General features: G+C 36.1%; 20 protein-coding genes. 17 read left to right on the forward strand and 3 right to left on the reverse strand.

Annotation, left to right across the window (positions count from 1 at the left end; genetic code table 11):
- Positions 1-594, forward strand: coding sequence for a hypothetical protein (locus tag EL194_RS07170; RefSeq protein ID WP_003773493.1), 594 nt, complete (start codon positions 1-3; stop codon positions 592-594).
- 275 nt (positions 595-869) lie between these two features.
- Here the strand turns inward: EL194_RS07170 and EL194_RS07175 are convergent, their stop codons facing one another.
- Positions 870-1,133: a hypothetical protein gene (locus EL194_RS07175; RefSeq protein ID WP_003773495.1), complete on the reverse strand. Its 264-nt coding sequence runs from the start codon at positions 1,131-1,133 to the stop codon at positions 870-872.
- Between the two features lie 106 nt (positions 1,134-1,239).
- Here EL194_RS07175 and EL194_RS07180 point away from each other — a divergent pair, with 106 nt between their 5' ends.
- The gene (locus EL194_RS07180; RefSeq protein WP_003773497.1) at positions 1,240-2,004 is read left to right on the forward strand and encodes a lipoate--protein ligase family protein; all 765 of its coding nucleotides are present in this window, start codon (positions 1,240-1,242) and stop codon (positions 2,002-2,004) included.
- A 37-nt stretch (positions 2,005-2,041) separates the two neighbouring features.
- On the forward strand, positions 2,042-2,875 hold the full coding sequence (locus EL194_RS07185; protein WP_003773500.1) for a hypothetical protein: 834 nt from the start codon (positions 2,042-2,044) through the stop codon (positions 2,873-2,875).
- 43 nt (positions 2,876-2,918) lie between these two features.
- On the opposite strand, the gene EL194_RS07190 is transcribed toward EL194_RS07185, so the two are convergent.
- A complete protein-coding gene (locus tag EL194_RS07190; RefSeq protein WP_003773503.1) occupies positions 2,919-3,815 on the reverse strand; it encodes an RluA family pseudouridine synthase in 897 nt (298 codons plus the stop codon).
- Between the two features lie 235 nt (positions 3,816-4,050).
- On the opposite strand from EL194_RS07190, the gene EL194_RS07195 reads away from it, so the two are divergent.
- The 9 genes from EL194_RS07195 to EL194_RS07235 all read left to right on the forward strand — a co-directional run bounded on the left by EL194_RS07195 (position 4,051) and on the right by EL194_RS07235 (position 14,863).
- Positions 4,051-4,470 carry a YbaN family protein gene (locus EL194_RS07195; protein ID WP_003773505.1) on the forward strand — a complete coding sequence of 140 codons (420 nt, stop codon included), beginning with the start codon at positions 4,051-4,053 and terminating at the stop codon, positions 4,468-4,470.
- Complete coding sequence (locus tag EL194_RS07200; protein WP_003773507.1) at positions 4,439-6,133, forward strand: ABC transporter ATP-binding protein/permease; 1,695 nt, start codon at positions 4,439-4,441, stop codon at positions 6,131-6,133. Before EL194_RS07195 ends, EL194_RS07200 begins: the two co-directional genes overlap by 32 nt.
- Entirely contained in the window at positions 6,133-7,773 is a 1,641-nt protein-coding gene (locus tag EL194_RS07205; RefSeq protein WP_034886556.1) for an amino acid ABC transporter ATP-binding/permease protein, read from the forward strand. The genes EL194_RS07200 and EL194_RS07205 overlap by 1 nt, the downstream gene beginning before the upstream one ends.
- 18 nt (positions 7,774-7,791) lie before the next feature.
- Complete coding sequence (locus EL194_RS07210; protein WP_013852925.1) at positions 7,792-8,274, forward strand: methylated-DNA--[protein]-cysteine S-methyltransferase; 483 nt, start codon at positions 7,792-7,794, stop codon at positions 8,272-8,274.
- Positions 8,275-8,609: 335 nt separating this feature from the next.
- A complete protein-coding gene (arcA, locus tag EL194_RS07215) occupies positions 8,610-9,830 on the forward strand; it encodes an arginine deiminase (protein WP_003773512.1) in 1,221 nt (406 codons plus the stop codon).
- 32 nt (positions 9,831-9,862) lie between these two features.
- Positions 9,863-10,855: an ornithine carbamoyltransferase gene (gene argF / locus EL194_RS07220; protein ID WP_003773514.1), complete on the forward strand. Its 993-nt coding sequence runs from the start codon at positions 9,863-9,865 to the stop codon at positions 10,853-10,855.
- A 9-nt stretch (positions 10,856-10,864) separates the two neighbouring features.
- Positions 10,865-11,800 (forward strand): carbamate kinase, encoded by a 936-nt coding sequence (gene arcC, locus EL194_RS07225; protein WP_003773516.1) that lies wholly within the window; start codon positions 10,865-10,867, stop codon positions 11,798-11,800.
- A 35-nt stretch (positions 11,801-11,835) separates the two neighbouring features.
- The gene (locus tag EL194_RS07230; RefSeq protein ID WP_003773518.1) at positions 11,836-13,236 is read left to right on the forward strand and encodes a YfcC family protein; all 1,401 of its coding nucleotides are present in this window, start codon (positions 11,836-11,838) and stop codon (positions 13,234-13,236) included.
- A gap of 334 nt (positions 13,237-13,570) precedes the next feature.
- Complete coding sequence (locus EL194_RS07235) at positions 13,571-14,863, forward strand: AraC family transcriptional regulator (RefSeq protein WP_003773520.1); 1,293 nt, start codon at positions 13,571-13,573, stop codon at positions 14,861-14,863.
- Positions 14,864-14,895: 32 nt separating this feature from the next.
- On the opposite strand, the gene EL194_RS07240 is transcribed toward EL194_RS07235, so the two are convergent.
- The gene (locus tag EL194_RS07240) at positions 14,896-15,834 is read right to left on the reverse strand and encodes an IS30-like element ISErh2 family transposase (RefSeq protein WP_003773525.1); all 939 of its coding nucleotides are present in this window, start codon (positions 15,832-15,834) and stop codon (positions 14,896-14,898) included.
- A gap of 186 nt (positions 15,835-16,020) precedes the next feature.
- Here EL194_RS07240 and EL194_RS07245 point away from each other — a divergent pair, with 186 nt between their 5' ends.
- The 5 genes from EL194_RS07245 to EL194_RS07265 all read left to right on the forward strand — a co-directional run bounded on the left by EL194_RS07245 (position 16,021) and on the right by EL194_RS07265 (position 19,701).
- Positions 16,021-16,341, forward strand: a complete 321-nt coding sequence (locus EL194_RS07245) for a hypothetical protein (RefSeq protein WP_003773527.1) — start codon at positions 16,021-16,023, stop codon at positions 16,339-16,341.
- An 88-nt stretch (positions 16,342-16,429) separates the two neighbouring features.
- Positions 16,430-17,398, forward strand: a complete 969-nt coding sequence (locus EL194_RS07250) for a nucleoid-associated protein (RefSeq protein ID WP_034886558.1) — start codon at positions 16,430-16,432, stop codon at positions 17,396-17,398.
- Positions 17,399-17,550: 152 nt separating this feature from the next.
- Positions 17,551-18,405 carry a DegV family protein gene (locus EL194_RS07255; RefSeq protein ID WP_003773531.1) on the forward strand — a complete coding sequence of 285 codons (855 nt, stop codon included), beginning with the start codon at positions 17,551-17,553 and terminating at the stop codon, positions 18,403-18,405.
- Between the two features lie 152 nt (positions 18,406-18,557).
- Positions 18,558-19,457, forward strand: coding sequence for a diacylglycerol/lipid kinase family protein (locus tag EL194_RS07260; protein WP_013852929.1), 900 nt, complete (start codon positions 18,558-18,560; stop codon positions 19,455-19,457).
- Positions 19,450-19,701 (forward strand): hypothetical protein, encoded by a 252-nt coding sequence (locus EL194_RS07265; RefSeq protein WP_003773533.1) that lies wholly within the window; start codon positions 19,450-19,452, stop codon positions 19,699-19,701. Before EL194_RS07260 ends, EL194_RS07265 begins: the two co-directional genes overlap by 8 nt.
- Positions 19,702-19,720 lie beyond the last annotated feature (19 nt).

Genomic DNA, 19,720 nt, shown 5'->3' on the forward strand with positions numbered 1-19,720 from the left:
ATGTATATCGTTAAAGTAATGCAGTATGAGCGTCATCATACGTTAGGAGTCTTTGATACGGAAGCAAATGCACTTAACTTTATCAAACAAATTCCGCACATTGAAATTGAACAGTACCAGATTGAAGGGGTTGAAGAACCCTTTGTCGATTATTCAATAAATCGAGATCATCTCGGTGATTATGAAGAAATCCACTATAATGGTAAACAGGTGCCCATAACCAAGCATATGTTTGTTCCTAATGAACGTATTTCTGTTTTCGTTATTCCAGTAGTCTATATGGATAGTGCGGAGACGGGTCTTGTTGATGATGCAACACAAGTTGATGCCTATTTAGTTACCAATGAAGAAGTAGAATCGTATATCGATAAACGAGAGTTTCTTGCACGAAAAATAATGGAAGAAGCCGTTGCTCGTGGTTTTAGAAATATCGAACGTGCTTATGCTGGATCTGAAGATGGTGAGGCGATCATTGCCATAGATGCCTCTGGAAACAGTCGTTTTTTAACGCACTTAGATGCAAGTCTTGTGGATCAATTTGAATTTAATGATGAAGAAAACCTTCAAAAAATCATCCGAAGTACGTTTGAATAAGGCGTTAGACTCTCTTTTCGCTTATGATAAATGTATGAAATGCTTAACTTAAAATCGAGTCCATAAAGCCATGAGATTTGGTGGATTTTATAAAAAAAACTTATAAAAACATAAGAATCAATAAAAATCCAACACGATGTATTTTTGGGGTGAGCACAATCGATTCCAACTTAATTAATCGCAAAGACGACTGAGTAAGAAATAATCGTATGAGGTTTAAAGTTATTTATTGAAAACGCTCATATCTAATCGTGAGCGTTTTTTAATAAAGTCAATTATACAAAAAGACGTTGTGACTCTCGAATTCCATTTCGCGTGAGTTCAAATCCACCGACGACCCATAATTTTGTATAACCTTCTGATTGGAGTAATGTAATGCTTTCCATGACCTGTTCTGCATCAATTTTAAGCGTTGAAGCAATTTCTTGAATAAACGAACTGTTGAAGTTTGAGACTGTTCGGGAACAGTCGTTACGATCACAGCGAGTTTGATATAAAAGATAAAGTTGTTCCAGTACATCGCGTTCTTGTTTTTGCATGATAATCCTCCTTTGTCTTAATTATATCATGTGTTTGTGAAAGGTCATGATTGTTGACTTGTTGCATCGTAAAATCTAAGATTTAGTTAGAAAGTAGGGGGATACTATGAAGGGAATTGTTATTGATGAAATTGGACAAGTTGAAGATGCTTTTGTATCAACCGCAATTGATGCATATTCTTTAAAAAATGTTGCGGAAGATGAGATGATTCTACATCTTTTTCAACACCAAGGTATAAATATGGGCGTTGATGACGTACGGATGGATGATTTCGACAAAGGTTTAGACTTTTATCGTGCACACGATCTTCCGGTTACAATTCGTAACTCAGGAGGTCGATCGATTGTAGCAGATGAAGGCGTTTTAAATATGTCGCTTATTTTTCATACCTCGAAGTCTATGAATGAGAACTATCAGTTTTATGGTGACTTTATTCGTGATGCACTGAAGCCGATTTCTAATGAAATCGAAATTTATAAAGTTGAGGGTGCCTATTGTCCTGGCGATACGGATATGAGTATCAAAGGTCAAAAGTTTTGCGGTACTGCCCAACGGCGATCAGGTTCTCGAACTTCTATGGTATGTTATATCAGTGTTTGTGGTGATCAATTACGTCGTGGTGAACTTGTCCGTAATTTTTATTCACAATGCCATGGTGATGTGGTAAATGTGAATCCACATGCGATGCAATCTTTGGATATTCTTACGGGTTTTGCGTTAACGCCCCGTTATATTGGTGATCTTCTAATCCACGCCTTAGCGCAGTATTGTGAGAGTGTTGAAGGGCGGAAATTGGAAGATTTGGATGTTCAAGGCTTTCAAGAAGCGAAGGATCGTACACGTGAGCATAATCAAAGACTGTTACCGTAACGGTTTTATTCATGTATAATAAGAATTGAGGTGGATTATGAAAAAAATCATAAATGGATTTCTAGGATTAATCGTCATTGGCTTTTCGATTGTGTTAGTTGGGGCATTGATGGTCCAATCGCAGTTAGAGAATATATCATCATTAGTTGAACCAACATTTGTGGATGTTGAATCACAAGTAGCACATTATTTTGAACCCATTCGAAGTTCAATTCCAGAAACAAAACAAGCTGAATTTGATGCATTACAAGAGCAAGTTGTCAGTGATCCAAAGTTCCAAGAGATTTCTGAAACTTTGGTAACCAACGCATTAAATGATGTGGTATCTGGTGGAATGAGCATGAACGAGACTGCTTTTAAAGAAGATGTCCAAGCTTATATTGAATCGTATGCACCTGAAATTGAAACGCTAAGCGAAGGCACAGTGTCAGTGGATGAAGTGAGTACGGTTGTGGAAGAAGCATTGAATAATCCCGAATTCCAACAAACCTATGAAACGATTGTTACACGCGTTCAACAAGAATTATCGCCGAAACAACAACGCATTTTAGCTTATATTAATGGGTTTACAAAGATGCGCGGTAAAATCATATCGGGAACGATTGCAATTCTTGCAGTGACGCTTCTTGTTTTAGTAATAATGAATCGTGAGTGGCAGTGGTCGAAGTTATTTGGGACTATTGCACTGATAATGTCAATCATAATGTTAATGCTTTATCTTGTATCCCCATTTATTATGACGTTTCTACAAAATCGTGTAGGGATGCCGATTACGTTAAAGCAGAATCCATTTAAACTCTATTTATGGAGTGCATTAGGTGCTTTTGTAATGGGTATTCTATTTAAAATCTTGAATCGATTTGAATCATAATAAAAAAAACAAACATGATATCATGTTTGTTTTTTTTGTGGAATCATGAATGAGATAATTCAGTTATTTTATCTTGAAAGTACCTTGGAAGCGGTATTTCAAATTGCATTAACTTTAAGTATTTTGGATGTACAAATTCAAGTCTTGCAGCACAGAGGTATTGCCCAGTTTTATCAGTGTCTGATGGATGACCGTATTGAGGGTCACCGTGAAGGGGTATATTTGCGTGTAAGGCATGTACACGAATTTGGTGTGTTCTTCCAGTTTCGAGTTTACAACAAATCAAACTCGAGTTTATATATGTTTCTATTTTCTCAAAATGAGTTCGGGCAGGTTTACTGCGGGCCTGATTGACGGTCATGATTTTTGTATTTGATTTGTCCGGACCAATCGGTGCATCAATTAGAACGTGAGCTTGTGGTAAGACACCATGAACTAATGCATAATAAGTACGATTCATCGTTTTATCAAGTAACTGTTCAGCAAGAAATTGATGTGTTTTATCATCCTTGGCAATTACAAGTAGGCCAGAGGTATTGCGATCAATGCGGTGAACCAATCCGGGGCGAATATAATGATCACAATTGCTGTTTAGATAATAGAGTAATCCATGCAAGAGTGTGTCTGATTTTACACCGTTACCGGGATGAACGACGAGTCCTCTTGGTTTATTCACGACAAGAAGGTATTCGTCTTCGTAAACGACATCAATGTCCATTTTAACGGGTTCTATATCTAATGTTTTAATTTGGTAAGTTGAAGCGGTAATACAATCATTAAGTTTCGTTTTATAATTTGCTTTGGTAGGCATATCGTTACATAAAATTGTACCGTCTTTAATCATGCTAGCAATTTTACTTCGTGATAGGTCTAAGTGTTCATTTAAAAAATGATCAATGCGCAAGCCAAGTGTTTTTGATGTAATAATCCATGATCCCATAATAATACCTCTATATTTTTTACTTGGAAATTATATCATGTGACTCCCGCAGATAAAAGATAAAATAATAGAAGTTTTAGCGCTTGCAAAACAATTGTTAATATGAGGGGTATTTGCACAAGCGAGACCTTTTCGATGATGATTTTCAGTCTTCAAATACGAATTATACAAATTCAAATGATTTCACATGATTTATCGGTTGTTTATCGATTATAATTTTTTGACGAGGTGACTTATGAAACGAACATTTATGATGATTTTAGCATTATTATTCTTAGGTTTAGGTTTGTTGGGGGTATTCCTACCCGTATTGCCCACGACGCCATTTTTATTGTGTGCATCCGTTTTTGGAGCAAAAAGTTCTGACCGGTTTCATCAATGGTTAACACACACTTCTGTTTACCAGAATCATCTTGATGATTTTGTCACAAAACATACAATGAAACGCAAGAGTAAACAAAAAATTCTAATTCTTGCTACCTTGATGATGGCTTGTGCATTTTATTTTTCGAAAAATTTCTATGCGCGCATTGTTATTGGTTTACTTGTACTATTTAAATATTATTATTTCATCTTCAAAATTGCAGATGAAGATGAGGTTACTGCGCTGGAGGATTTAAAGTATGATCAATATTCAACTCATAAAGACTGTTGAGGAAGCAAAAAAACCAATCATAGCGACGGTTTTTTATAAGTGGTTGGCGTTAATTGCAAACATCATATTAACGCACGTTTTCGTGATGATTTTAGTAGACATAAATTTGGGATCGCCGCTTGAGATACCCTTTTATTTCTGGATAGCTCTTCTAATAAAGGGCATTGCGCTTTATAAAAGTTCGCGGGCGATGCACCAAACGAGCTCATGTGTCAAAATTAAGATGCGATCACTTATTTTTGGGAAATTATTTGAACTGGGATCGGATTATCAAACCGTATTATCAAGTAGTGAGATTACGCAAGTATCAACAGAAGGCGTTGAACAACTTGAAAATTATTTTGCGCTTTATACACCACAATTTATATATAGCTTACTTGCGCCACTAACACTTTTTGTGTTTTTACTTCAGTATTCCTTTAAGGTTTCATTAATCTTGTTTATTTGCGTACCCTTAATTCCAATTTCTATTATCATTGTTCAGAAGTTCGCAAAAAAATTACTCAATAAATATTGGTCACAATATACAAGCTTGGGAGATCATTTTCTTGAAAATTTACAAGGTCTTACGACTCTAAAAGTTTTCGATGCAGATGGTTTACGACAAGATTTAATGGATGAAGATGCGGAATCATTTCGCAAAGTAACAATGCGTGTTCTTATAATGCAATTAAATTCAATATCTGTCATGGATCTCGTTGCTTACGGAGGCGCGATGTTGGCACTTGTAGTTTCAGTGTTTACCTATAAATCCGGATCGCTATCTTTAACGGGTATGTTAATGTTTATTTTACTTTCATCTGAATTTTTTATTCCCATGCGTCAACTGGGTTCCTACTTTCATATTGCGATGAACGGTATGGCAGCAAGTGAAAAAATGTTTAAATTACTTGCGACGGATGCAGGATGCAAGAAAATATTATCAGATTCTTTTAGTGAAAAAGGATACGTGGTCGATAATGTTTCGTTTTCATATGCGGATACCAATGTGTTATCAAATATTAATTTTTGTGCGGAATATCGTGAATTTATTGGTATTGTAGGTGAGAGCGGATCGGGAAAAAGTACGCTTGTTTCATTACTTATGGGACGTATTCTTCCTAAGTCAGGGCATCTCTATTTTGGAGATCAGGAGATTAATTGCAGTCAACTTTATAAACATGTCACATACGTAAGTCATGACAGCATCATCTTTAAAGGATCTGTACGCGAAAATCTTATGATGGGTGGGTCATATTCTGATATGGAACTTGAAGGGTGCTTGAAACGTGTGAATCTCGAATTGAACCTCGATCACGAAATTAAAGAACGCGGATCAAATCTTTCAGGTGGACAAAAACAACGCTTGGCCATTGCTCGTGCATTAGTTCATGATACGCCATTCTACATTTTTGATGAAGTGACCTCAAATATTGATGTTGAAAGTGAGATGATTATCCTCGATACAATTCAACAGCTACGTCAAGACGGTAAAGGTATTATTATGATTTCGCATCGTCTCGCGAATTGTTTTGAATGCGATCGTATTTATGTACTTGATAAGGGCGAAATTGTTCAGTGTGGTGAACATGCTTCATTAATGCAAACACCAGGACTCTATCAAGAACTGGTCAAGGCGCAACAAAATCTTGAACAGTATTTATTTCTAAAGGAGGGTGAATGATGGAAAAACGAACAGGATTGAGCATTATGAGAAGTCTTGTAGGATTTGTGAGACCCCTTTACTTTCCGATGACGGGTGCCATTACCCTTGGTGTGCTCGGACATTTTGCGGCAATTGGTATTCCTTACCTTTCAGCCCGGATTGTTGTTGAGATTATCAAGAATAATTCCATAACCTTCTTAATGATAATACTTGTGGGGTGTGGGTTGTTACGAGCTGTTTTTCGTTATGGTGAACAAGCTCTAAATCACTTTATTGCATTTAAACTCTTAGCACACATTCGTCATGAAGTGTTTGCGAAACTCAGATCGCTAGCACCTGCGAAACTCGAAACAAAAGATCGTGGTAATTTAATTGCGATGATCACAAATGATGTCGAGTTGCTTGAAGTTTTCTACGCACATACCATTTCACCGATTATAATAGCCGTGATTATTTCCTCAACGGTTATCACAACGATTGCTTTAAAAGCGGGTACACTTGCTTTAATTTCTGTTACTGCATTGGTTTTGGTAGGGGTAATTGTACCAATTATAACCAGTAAAATCGGAAATGAATTGGGTTTAGAAATACGAAATGATCTTGGGGACTTAAACACAAACGTATTGGATTCAATTCGTGGAATTGAAGAATTGGAACAATATCAAAATTCACAACGAACCATGGATTTACTTAAACAACGAACACATGACCTTAACGAAAAGCAAGATATACTTAACCGATATCAAAGTATGATGCGTTTATTAGTTGATTTGATTATTATGATGTCAGGTTTCGCACTCCTATATTTTGGAAGAACCTTAGACTTTAATATCTTATTGCTCGTGTTTACCTTACATATGAGTTCCTTTGGACCCGTGATTGCCCTGTCAAACTTAAGTGGTGATTTATACCATACACTTGCAAGTGGTCAACGTATTCTTGATTTGTTGGATGAAAAACCACAAGTTAATGAAGTTTGGGACGGTACGAATGAGGCATTTGAGGAAGCATCTGTACGTGATGTGACTTTTAGTTATGACAACGAAATCATTTTGGATGAGATCAATATGACCATCACTAAAAATAAAATTATTGCTCTTACGGGAGAAAGTGGAGCCGGTAAATCTACAATCCTCAAACTCTTAATGCGCTTTTGGGATGTGAATGAAGGAAGTGTTAATATCAATGATCAGGATATTAAATCGGTAACGACGCGCCATTTAAGAAGTATTGAAAGCATGATGAGTCAAGATACTGATATATTTAAAGATACCATTAAGAATAATATTGCTTTCGTAAAACCGGATGCAAGTGATGAGGAAATTTATGAGGCGGCTCAACACGCTTCGGTTCATGATTTCATTATGAGTCTTCCTTTGGGTTATGATACGATGATGGAAGAGTTAGGAAGTAACCTATCATCGGGTGAACGTCAACGAATCGGTCTTGCCCGTATATTCTTACATGGTGGTGATTTAATCTTGCTTGATGAACCCACAAGTAATTTAGATAGTCTCAATGAGGCTATCATCCTAAAATCAATCGTTGAGTATAAACACAACAAAACGATAGTAATTGTTTCGCACCGTGCATCAACGCTTAAAATTGCGGATGAAGTATGGAACCTCGAAGACGGGAAATTAAACCCGATATTATAAATTGATGGAGGAATGAATATGATTGGACGCATTTGTAGCATCGATAGTCAAGAGTACTTGATTGTTGAGCAGGAAGGTAATGTGATCTTCATAAGTACTGCTGATGATTTAGAATTTTTTAAGCGTAAATTTAAAGTTGAACATCTTCAAATAAATACTACATCGTGTGAGGCGATAGTGTGCCAGCTAAACGAGTATATACGTGGTGATCGTACACAATTTGATTTCCCATATAAGTTGTTGGGAACACCGTTTCAATGTCAAGTTTGGGAAGGACTTCAAGAGATTCCTTATGGATCTGCCATAAGTTATGAAGGCCTTTCTGACATCTTATTTGAAACACGCAAAACCCGTGCTGTTGCTCGAGCAGTCTCCCAAAACCCTTTATTGCTTTGTGTACCATGTCATCGTGTTATTGGTAAAAATGGAACATTAACAGGATTTAGAGGTGGGATCGAGTTAAAAGAGCGTCTTCTAAGACTAGAAAGGGACATGAATTAAAGTAAATCAAGGTTTTCATGCTTTTTTCTACGATCCTAATCGGATTTCTAGTAGAAAAATATTTTATATCATTTATCAAAGGCCCACTTAAGAGTGGGTTTTTGTTTGTTTTTTGTTTACTAATGAAAAAAATCACATGTAATTTTGCAAATGCTAAGAATACAATTTGAAAAGGGTTAATTGTCCTACACGTATTCAAAAAAGCGCTTACAATGTAAATGTAAACATAGAAGGTCGAACAACCCATGGGAATTAGACTCTCTATGTTCGGTAATGAAAGTGTTCCTGATCAGTTCACTTTCAAAACCTAGAAAAAAAAGAAAAGAGGAAACGTAATGAGCGCAATTAGAGTTACAAGCGAAATTGGAACGCTTAAAAAAGTTTTATTACACAGACCTGGTAGGGAGCTTTTAAACCTTACTCCCGATACACTAGAACGTCTTCTATTCGATGACATTCCTTACCTTAAGGATGCACAAGATGAGCACGATAAATTTGCTCAAGCACTTCGTGATAACGATATTGAAGTTGTTTACCTCGAAGATTTAATGGCAGAAGTGATTAAAGATTCAAGCCTACGTAAACAATTCCTAAATCAATTCATTGAAGAAGGCGGAATCAAAACACAACGTGAACACGACATGGTTTACAATTTCTTAGACTCAATCAAAGATGAAAAAGAACTTGTATTAAAAACAATGGAAGGTGTTCGTACACATGAACTTGATCATTCAGGTAAAAAGTCATTAGTAGAGATGGCTGGAGAGATTCAAGATTTAATCTTAGATCCACTACCAAACCTTTACTTTACACGTGACCCATTTGCATCAATTGGAGATGGTGTAAGCTTGAACCGTATGTACTCTGTAACACGTAATCGTGAAACAATCTATGCAGACTACATCTTCAAATACCACCCAGAATATAAAGGAAATGTTCCTTACTACTATGACCGTACGGCAGATTTCCATATTGAAGGTGGAGATATCCTAAACATCAATGCTAAAACATTAGCAATTGGGATTTCACAACGTACACAAGCTCAAGCAATTGAAGACATTGCACATAATATCTTCAATGTTGAAGGAACAGAGATTGAAACAATTCTTGCAATCGATATTCCAAATAGTCGTGCATTCATGCACTTGGATACTGTGTTTACACAAGTTGACTATGACAAATTTACAATTCACCCAGGTATCCTTGGACCTCTACAAGTATTTGAGATCACTAAAGGCACAAATGGCGATGTAAATATTGTTAAGATTGATACGGATCTAGAGTCCATCTTATCAAAACATGTTGGACGTCCAGTTACATTAATTAAATGTGGTGGCGAAGACATGATGGCTTCAGAACGTGAACAATGGAATGATGGTTCTAACACACTAACAATCGCACCTGGTGTTGTTGTTGTATATGACCGTAACGAAATCAGTAACGAGTTATTAAAATCACATGGACTCAAATTAATTGAGTTACGTGGTGCAGAGCTTGTTCGTGGTCGTGGTGGCCCTCGTTGTATGAGTATGCCATTAATTCGTGAAGATATTTAATTAGAAAAATAATAAAAGGAGATTAAGATCACATGGGAGTAAATTTAAGCGGAAGAAGCTTCTTAAAGCTTTTGGATTTCACATCAGATGAAATTAGATATTTAGTAGACTTATCAAAAGAGTTTAAAAATTTAAAACTCACAGGAACACCACACCGTTATCTCGAAGGAAAAAACATCGTATTACTTTTTGAAAAAACTTCAACACGTACACGTTGTTCATTTGAAGTAGCGGGTATGGACTTGGGTATGGGTGTTACATACTTAGATCCAGGTAGTTCACAAATGGGTAAAAAAGAAAGCATTCCTGATACTGCACGTGTACTTGGTCGCATGTATGATGGAATTGAATACCGTGGTTATGCACAAGAAATTGTTCAAGCATTAGCAGATGATGCAGGCGTTCCAGTATGGAATGGTTTAACTACAGAATTCCACCCAACACAAATGATCGCAGACTTACTTACAATTGAAGAAAACTTCGGTTATTTAAAAGGTCTAAACTTTGTATTTATGGGTGATGCTCAAAATAACGTTGCGAACTCACTAATGGTAGCATGTGCAAAAATGGGTCTAAACTTTACAGCTTGTGGACCTAAAGCACAAATGCCACACGCAGAATTAGTTAAAGAATGCCGTGCAATCGCAAAAGAAAACGGATGTACTGTTACTTTAACTGAAGATGTTAAGAAAGCAACAACAGGTGCTCACGTTATTTATACTGATATTTGGGTATCAATGGGTGAACCAGATAGTGTATGGGAAGAACGTATTAAACTCTTAAGTCCATACCAAGTAAATAGTGATGTTATGACAAATGCAGCAGATGATGCAATCTTCTTACACTGCTTACCTTCATTCCATGATCTTAAGACTACAATTGGACAAGAAATCCATGAAAAATATGGCTTAAAAGAAATGGAAGTTACAAACGAAGTGTTTGAATCAAAACAATCTAAAGTCTTCAATGAAGCAGAAAACAGAATGCATACAATCAAAGCTGTGATGTATGCAACACTTAAGTAGGCGATTTCTATGGGAAAACGTATTGTAATCGCTCTAGGTGGTAACGCACTCGGTAATAATGCAGAAGAACAAATCGAGCTCGTTAAACAAACAGCACAAACAATCGTTGATATGGCTGAAGAAGGCTATGAAGTGATCGTTGGTCACGGAAATGGTCCTCAAGTAGGTATGATTAATTTGGCAATGGAGTTCGCCGCTAATAATGGCGGTGGAACTCCAGCAATGCCATTTCCTGAATGTGGGGCAATGAGTCAAGGCTACATTGGTTATCATCTACAACAAGCTATTCAAAACGAATTGCGTAAACGTAAGTTAAGTAAACACTGTGCAAGTGTTGTGACCCAAATGATTGTGGATGAAAAAGACCCAGCATTTGATAAACCAACAAAACCTGTAGGACTTTTCTACACAGAAGAAGAATCAGTGAAACTTGCAGCAGAAAAGGGATACAGTTTTATGGAGGATGCAGGACGTGGGTATCGTCGTGTCGTTGCTTCACCATTGCCAAAAGAAATCGTTGAAATTGATCTTATTAAGCAATTAACAGGTCAAGGCGATATTGTTATTACAGTTGGTGGTGGCGGTATTCCAGTTATAGAAACAGCTGAAGGTTATAAAGGGGTTGCAGCTGTTATCGATAAGGATCGTTCTTGCTCAAAGCTTGCTCTTGACCTAAATGCCGATATGCTTATTATCTTAACGGCAGTGGATCGTGTATGCATTCATTACAACACACCACAACAAGAAGAACTTGCAACAATGAATGTTGCAGAAGCAAAACAATACATCAAGGAAGGCCATTTTGCTCCTGGAAGTATGTTACCTAAGATTGAAGCTTGTCTCGATTTTGTTGAACAAGCATCTGAAGGTCAAGCTCTTGTTACGTCACTTGTACGAGCAAAAGATGCACTTGCAGGGGTTACCGGAACGATCATCAAAAAATAGTCAATCTATATAGATGACATACGGAGGAGAAAAATATGGCAAAAGAAAAGAAAACTAGAAAAATGCTCTCATCCTTTTCAATTCTTTTTATCATTCTGTTTGTTTTAGCTCTTGTAACAGTCTTAATTCCTGATGTAACAAGTGCAACATTATCAACAGTAATGATGGCTCCAGTTAAAGGTTTTGCAGATGCGATTGATGTCTGTGTGTTTGTTATGATCCTTGGGGGATTTTTGGGACTTGTAACAAAAACTGGTGCATTGGATGCGGGGATTGCAGCTTTAGTTAAAAAACTTAAAGGTAATGAACTTGTAATTATTCCAGTATTAATGACACTCTTCTCAATCTGTGGCTCTACCTACGGAATGCTTGAAGAAACTGTGCCATTCTACGCACTGCTTACTGCAACAATGGTTGCAGCAGGATTTGATGCTGTTGTTGGTTCAGCAGTTGTCTTACTCGGTGCTGGTGCTGGGGTTCTTGGATCTACAATTAACCCATTTGCAGTTGGTGCAGCATTGGATGCGATTCCTAAAGACATTCCAGTGAACAATGGACTTGTTATGTTAATTGGTCTTGTACTATGGATTTCAGCATTACTCATCTCAATTTACTTTGTAATGAGTTATGCTAAAAAAGTTAAACAAGATAAAGGATCTACAATCCTTTCACTTCAAGAACAACAAGAAATTGATAAACATTATGGACATGCAGAAGGTGCTACCACAGTTGAATTAACAGGTACACACAAAACAGTTCTTATCTTGTTTGGAATTACATTCTTAGTAATGATTCTTTCCTTTATTCCATGGGGATCCTTTGGAATTACATTCTTTGATAGTTGGACTGCTTGGTTAACAGGGATTCCATTTGGAGAATGGTACTTCCAAGAAGCAACAACTTGGTTCCTTCTCATGGGTATTATTATTGGTATTGTTGGTAAACTTAACGAGAAAGAAATCGTCGATACATTCATGGATGGCGCTGCCGATATGATGAGTGTAGTACTCGTTATTGCATTAGCACGTGGTGCTTCAGTTCTTATGACTGAAACAGGACTTGATGTTTACATCTTGACCAATGCTGCAAATGCACTTAAAGGGGTGTCAGGAATCATCTTTGCACCACTTGCATACTTACTCTACCTTGTACTAACTTTCCTTATTCCTTCCTCATCAGGACTTGCAACAGTGTCGATGCCAATTATGGCACCACTTGCATCAGAATTAGGCTTCAGTCCTGAAGTAATGGTAATGATCTTCGTGGCGGGTAGTGGTCTTGTCAACCTCTTTACCCCAACATGTGGAGCGATCATGGGTGGTCTTGCAATCGCCAAAGTTGAATACTCTACTTGGATTAAATTCTCGAAGAAAATTATTCTCATAATTGCACTTGTAAGTGTTATTATCCTAACCGGAGCTATGCTCATAATTTAAGTTATAATATAAAATAGGATCAAGGAATGGATGTTGCCTTCCATTCCTTTTTTCATTTAGCAAGATAGTCATAATCAGCCTTCAGATACAGATCATGATTTACGTTTATCGATATACTCTGAAGCTTGACTGATTTTCATGAATTGCTATTTCAAGGGGTTTTAAGTTTATTTAACGTGTAAGATGCCAATCTCTACACGTTTTATTTATGAAACGAAACACGATTAAGATTAAATAATTTATGTTGTAAGAGGGCAATCTAGGTACTGTAAAAAAGTGTTCTTTTAGTGTACAATAAGAGTGTAATCAAGAAGTGTGAAAGGGGGTATATTTCATGGACTTTGTAACTGAAATACAAGGTAAAAACTGCTCTCGATATGATAAGCGAAAGCTCTGCAGTTTTGACATGGAATTTATTGACTTACCAACCTATCCGATCATTCATCAAGCGTCACGCTTTCTCTTTATCAAAAAAGGTGAAGGAACGATTTTGATTGACGGGATAAGTTATCCTATTAGAGAAAATTCTCTTATCGCAATTCTTCCTTGGGAAATAACAGAAATTGAGAGCGTGGCCAGGCCCCTCCAATTTGTACGCATAATCTATAATATCGATTACATTTCTCAAGCAATGAAGTGTGGGGCGAATCCAAGTAATGATATGATTGCAGTGACGGGACCTTTAGAAAAAAATCACGTGATTCAATGTACTTCAAAAGAAGCTGATGTTATCTTGAAAGTTTTAGATGAGATTCGTGATGAGGTCGGGGTTGAATCAAACCTCGATATTCCTGAAGAGCAAAGTTTATCAAAACTTTATGTCACCAATAAACTTATTGAACTTGTAATTCATTTCCAACGTTTTGCGAATAAGAAGGAATGTAAGATGAAGTCGAATCAAGAAATTGAACTCGATCATCGCTATAAGATTTTCAAATATTTATATTCACATTTAAGTGAAAAATTAACACTTTCTAAACTATCCGGATTTTTCTATATGAGTGAATCTGCAATTAGTAAGTACATTTATGATGTAACTGGCTTATCCTTCACCGCATTACTTAATGAGATGCGTATTGTGAAGTCGTTAGACTTACTGATTTATACAGGCATGTCACTGAGTGAAATTGCGGAATTAACGGGGTTTGCGGATGCGTCGCACTTATCAAAAGTATATAATGAACGCATCGGTACAACGCCAAATGAATATCGTAAAATTTACCGTAATATTCACCAAGTTATAAATGATAAAGAATTAAGTCTTTCGTATCAGGTGTTAAATTATATGTATAACAACTACAAAGAAAACTTAAAAATTCAAGAAGTTGCGGATAAGTTCAACATTCCACTTGTAGAACTTAACCTCATTTTGCTTTTCCAAGTAGAAATGAACTTTGAAGACTTCTTGAATTATCTTAGGATCAATAAGTCGTGTGAATTACTCTTATCTACCGATTTGGCGATTGTCGATATTGGCATTGCGGTAGGTTATAATAACAGTAAAACATTTCATCGTAATTTTGTGAAACAAAAGAACATGACCCCAGGAATATTCCGTAAGTCGGTAACGATGCCAACAAGTACGGTTGAAGATCCTGTAGAATTTATCCGAGCAACGATTTCTTAAAAAGACTGTCTTTGAACAGTCTTTTTCTTTTATCAAATCTCAACCGCACCACTTTTACTTTTATTAAAGTCTATCTCATACGCCGTTTTGAAGTCAAATATTTTTCGTGGCATTGAGTTAATTTTAAAGCAAATATCATCAAGATATTGTTGTGCTATATCATACATCGATTTTCCTTTCGGTATAAACCTTCGCACGATTGCATTTGCACGTTCATTGGTTCCACGTTGAAAAGAACAGTAAGGATCACACTTGTATAGCTTCACACCCAACCGCTTGGCTGTAATTCCTAATGTTTTAAACTCAAGTCCGTTATCTACTGTTATCGATTTGGTTGTTATATTGTTTTCTTCAATAAATTTCCGAATTAAGTTTGATGTGTAATAGTCGTATCGATATTCTGCTTTTATAAGCCAGGTCATTCTTGAACATCGGTCCACAATAGATATAATCGCTGTAGATTCATGTTTCTTACCGATGATAGAGTCGATTTCGAGATGACCAATCTCGTTACGTTCCTCAATATATTTAGGCCTTAAGCTAATTGGAAGTACAGTTTTTTCTTCTAAGTTCCATCTCAAATGATTCATCATTCCACTAATTCTCTTTTTACGTTTTCGTCGCTTATAACACATTCTATTTGGTTTGATTTCAAGTTTACCTTGGTTAATCCAATTATAGACTTGCTGCGATGTAACACACGGTTTATACGGATGATATCGTTTATAGTTACTCAAACACACTTCTACCGAATGAACTTTAGGATCATAGTGAGAATGCAGATAATCAATTAAGTGAGAATACTTTTCTCGAATATCAATCTTTCGTTTTTTGTAGACATTATTTTTATATCTAGAAATCGTAGAATGAGATATGTTGAGTTTACGTGCTGCTTTGCGCATAGAGTAGCCGATGCTTAATAGAATATCAATTTGGTCTTTCATTTTTTTATCTAATTGTTTATACTTCATATGGAGCTCCTTTTAGTCGGGTGGGCTCCTTTTATTATACAAAAACAACCGCACCTTGTGTGGTGCGGTTGAGATTTGAATTTAGGAAAAGACTGTCTTTGAACAGTCTTTTTCTCTTTTCTTCAAATACCATTGAATAATGTGAACTTATTGTGATAAATTATAAGGGAAGAAATGAGGCATTGGATGTTTAAACCTACGATAATTGCAATATCTTTAACTGTTTCAATTCTTGCGTTTGGATCGATTCCAGCAAAAGAAGAAGAAAAACGACCACAAATACGCGTAAATTCAATTGAGCGGCCTTCAATCAATGCAGATGGGTCCTATCAAGATAAATATGTGGAGTTGTTACAAAGTTCTGAACACAAGGCGCCGATTTTGAGTGAGGAGTTCATTCAAGCACGCGTAGAGCCTTGGACCTACATTGTTTTATATACAAGTGTACTGGTCGTTGTAGCTATCGGTTCTATTTGTTATATTAAACAAAAACAGGAACGCATCTAATTAAGGATTAACAGTCCATTTACCTAAAACAACATGATTTTCGTGTTGTTTTTTGTTATATTAGTTAGGTATCATCATGGAGGTAATTATGAATATTGATAAAGGTGTAATACATTCTTTAGATCGAGATTTACAATCAATGATTCTATCAGAAAAACCCTTAAATTTTAATACATCGAAAGATGTGGAACCGTTTATTGCGAAATTAGCGAAAGCATTTCAGTCAAGTCCAACCGCTTCGAAAGCAAAGCTTAATTCAGGAAGTCCATTTTTAAGTTTAATTGGAACTCCGATAAACTTTATCGAAGAAACCCAAAAACTTGCAAAGCAATGGTTTGATCATCATATTGCGACCATGACTGTAGAGAGTTCAAATCTGTTATTTGCGATGGTAGATATGGGTGATTTTGTATCATTAGCAATGTTTGAGGTTTTAAGTAAAAATGGATACATTAAAATTACTCAAAATGAACATGGTTTGGAAAATGCTTTAGTTCATAATCAAGCCATTCTTCCAGCAACGTTCGCAAGTGTTAAAAATGCTTTTATGGTTAATCTGACAACGGGCGAAACCTTAGTCAAATTTCAAGATATTCGTTATCGTGAACTTTTGGAAACGATTTTAGATTGCGAAATTATTGCGAATTCTAAAACAAGTTTTCAAGTCGTGGATACGCTTGTAGGAACGATATCGGAAGTGCGCGAAGATTCTCATTTTGAAAATATCGTAAAGGCAAAGCAAGTAATCACAGATAATGTTGATTTTTTTGATGAAATTGAACCAAAGCAAATCTTAAAAGAAGTATTTGACACATTTTCTGAGGAAGAAGAACGATTAATTGACGCTACTTTTGAACAGGAACATGTTCAAGACATGATTAACCTTAAAATGGTTAATCGTACGCAAGCAGCTAAAAAACATCGTATCGTTACGGAGTCGGGAATTGAAATTATTTTGCCTCTGGATATTTTAGATATCAGTGACGTGGTTAATATTTCAACAGATATCAATGGTCAAGTATCCATTGAGCTTAAAGATATTGGTAAAATTTTATAGTTTTATTTAATGAACTGTATCAATTATTATTCATTTTTACGTGATATTTACTGCTTAATTGAGTTAAAATTCAGATAATTGTGTTTTATGTCAAATATACTTTGACACGGTGCATTCACTTCGATATACTCTATCTATAACGGAGGGGTATTATGAAAAAAATAGCCATAATATGTGATTCATCGGTGTCATTTACTCAAACTGAAATTGAAACGTTTGGCGTCTATATTGCACCATTGACCATTATCCATAATAATACTGTATATATTGATCAGGTCACGATAACAGAAAATCAAGTGAATGATTTATTACGTAATCATGAAGTTGTAAAGACGTCTCAGCCCAACCTAGGGACTATTTATGAATTGTTTGAAAAAGTGATGCGTGAAGGTTATGATCATATCTTTGCATTAAGTATCGGTACTGCTTTATCGGGTACTTACAGTTCGATGGAGATGGTGAAACAAGATCTTAAAATTGAGAACATGTCTGTAATCAATACCCATTCCATTACGGGTCCTGTTCAACAAGCGGTTGCTGCGATTCGTAAAATGAACGAAGAAGACTACAGTGTAGAACAAATTGAAGTTTATTTAGATCATTTTTTCTCAAATCAAATTTCATATATCTATCCTCAATCACTTGATCAAGTGATTGCAAGTGGTCGTGTTTCAAAGACAGCCGCAAAAGTCGCAAGTTTATTGAAAATCAAGCCGGTCTTGTACTTGGAGAATAAAGGTGAGTCGATTGAAAAATTGGGTGTTGCGCGCTCAGAACGACGAATTTTCTCATTGCTTGTGAATGACTTAGTGCATCACGACGTGAAACCGGATACCCATGATATTTATCTTCTTCACAGTGAAGGATTGGACACACTAAAACGATTCCAAGATTTTCTAACAGAATCTTTAGGGCCTTTTACCATTAAGATTGTAAATCTACCCGCTGCTGTAGCAACACATGCAGGTATCGGAACTCTGGCACTTCAGTGGTGTTATAAAATATAAATCAAATCTCGATCAAACCTTTAGGCATAGTGCTAAAGGTTTTTTTTATGAATTGGATTGGGCCGGGTCCTCTTTGATTCTGTCGTTATTTTTGTTTCATTATCCTTACGGTTGATGTCATGTGGTATAATATTTACAAAAGAGGTGATGATATGTATTTGTTTATTTATAATCCAAAAGCGGGGTTATCCCAACGAAACGAGTTGAATGAATTCATTCATTGCTTAAATCAAAGTAAGATTCGTTTTGATTTATTTCTCACAGATATTAATTATGGCCCAGTAGAAATTATGGATGAGGTGGATCACAACTACGAAGGCTATATTATCGCAGGTGGTGATGGCACAGTAAGTCAAATGGTTCAAGGATTATACAATCACAAAATACGTAAGCCCCTCATTATATTACCCATTGGGACTGCGAACGAGATTGCGAAAAATTTAGGGAATGTAGCTCATACTACAGATATTTTAAGTAATCTTGAAAATTTATCTGAAAGACCTGTCGATTTGGGTGTTTTAAATGAAACGGATTGTTTTACGTTTGCGCTTACGTTCGGAAACTTTACGGAGGTTACGTATAAAACACCTCAAAACTTAAAAAACTGGTTGGGTTATCGAGCCTATTTGATCTATGGTTTTTTAACGTTTCGACGCATTCATGCATACGGTTTGAAAGTGCGAATTGATGATATGTTGTTTTCGGGTAGTTTTGTATTCGGAGGTATCACAAATTCTAAATCTGTAGGTGGTATTTTTCATTATGATGAAAATGAGATTGAATTATCAGATGGTCTTTTTGAGGTGATGTTAATACGTAAGCCGCGAAATGTTTCACAGATACGTCAAATTCTTAAGGGAATGATGAGTCGTGAGTATGATAATGACATGTTTGTGATTCGTCAGTGTAAAGAGGTGGAGATTCAGTCGGATACGGTAATGTCGATGAATATTGATGGTGAGTTTGCTGGGGATATGTGTTCGTTTAAAGCAACAAACCATAAAGAGATATTAAATCTTATGGATTATAAAGGAGTCACAACACATGATTAGTCAATTGGAACAATTTCGTTTGGATAAACTCATAGAAGCGATTGAAATTCAATCGATTTTAAGTCCGAAGCAAGCAAAAGTCCTGGCAGTTGACTTGTATGATGAAATTGATTGGGATGATGTTCATGTTCGTTCTAAGAGTTTTCAGCGTCTTGTGACACCATTCCTTTACGATCGTAATGTTATGCGATCACAACATGAGCGCAGCTGTTCCATAAAACGTGGGTTTAAGTTCAAACGATAACAGTTTTAAATTTAAAAAT

This window comes from Erysipelothrix rhusiopathiae (assembly GCF_900637845.1).
GTDB lineage: Bacteria > Bacillota_I > Bacilli_A > Erysipelotrichales > Erysipelotrichaceae > Erysipelothrix > Erysipelothrix rhusiopathiae.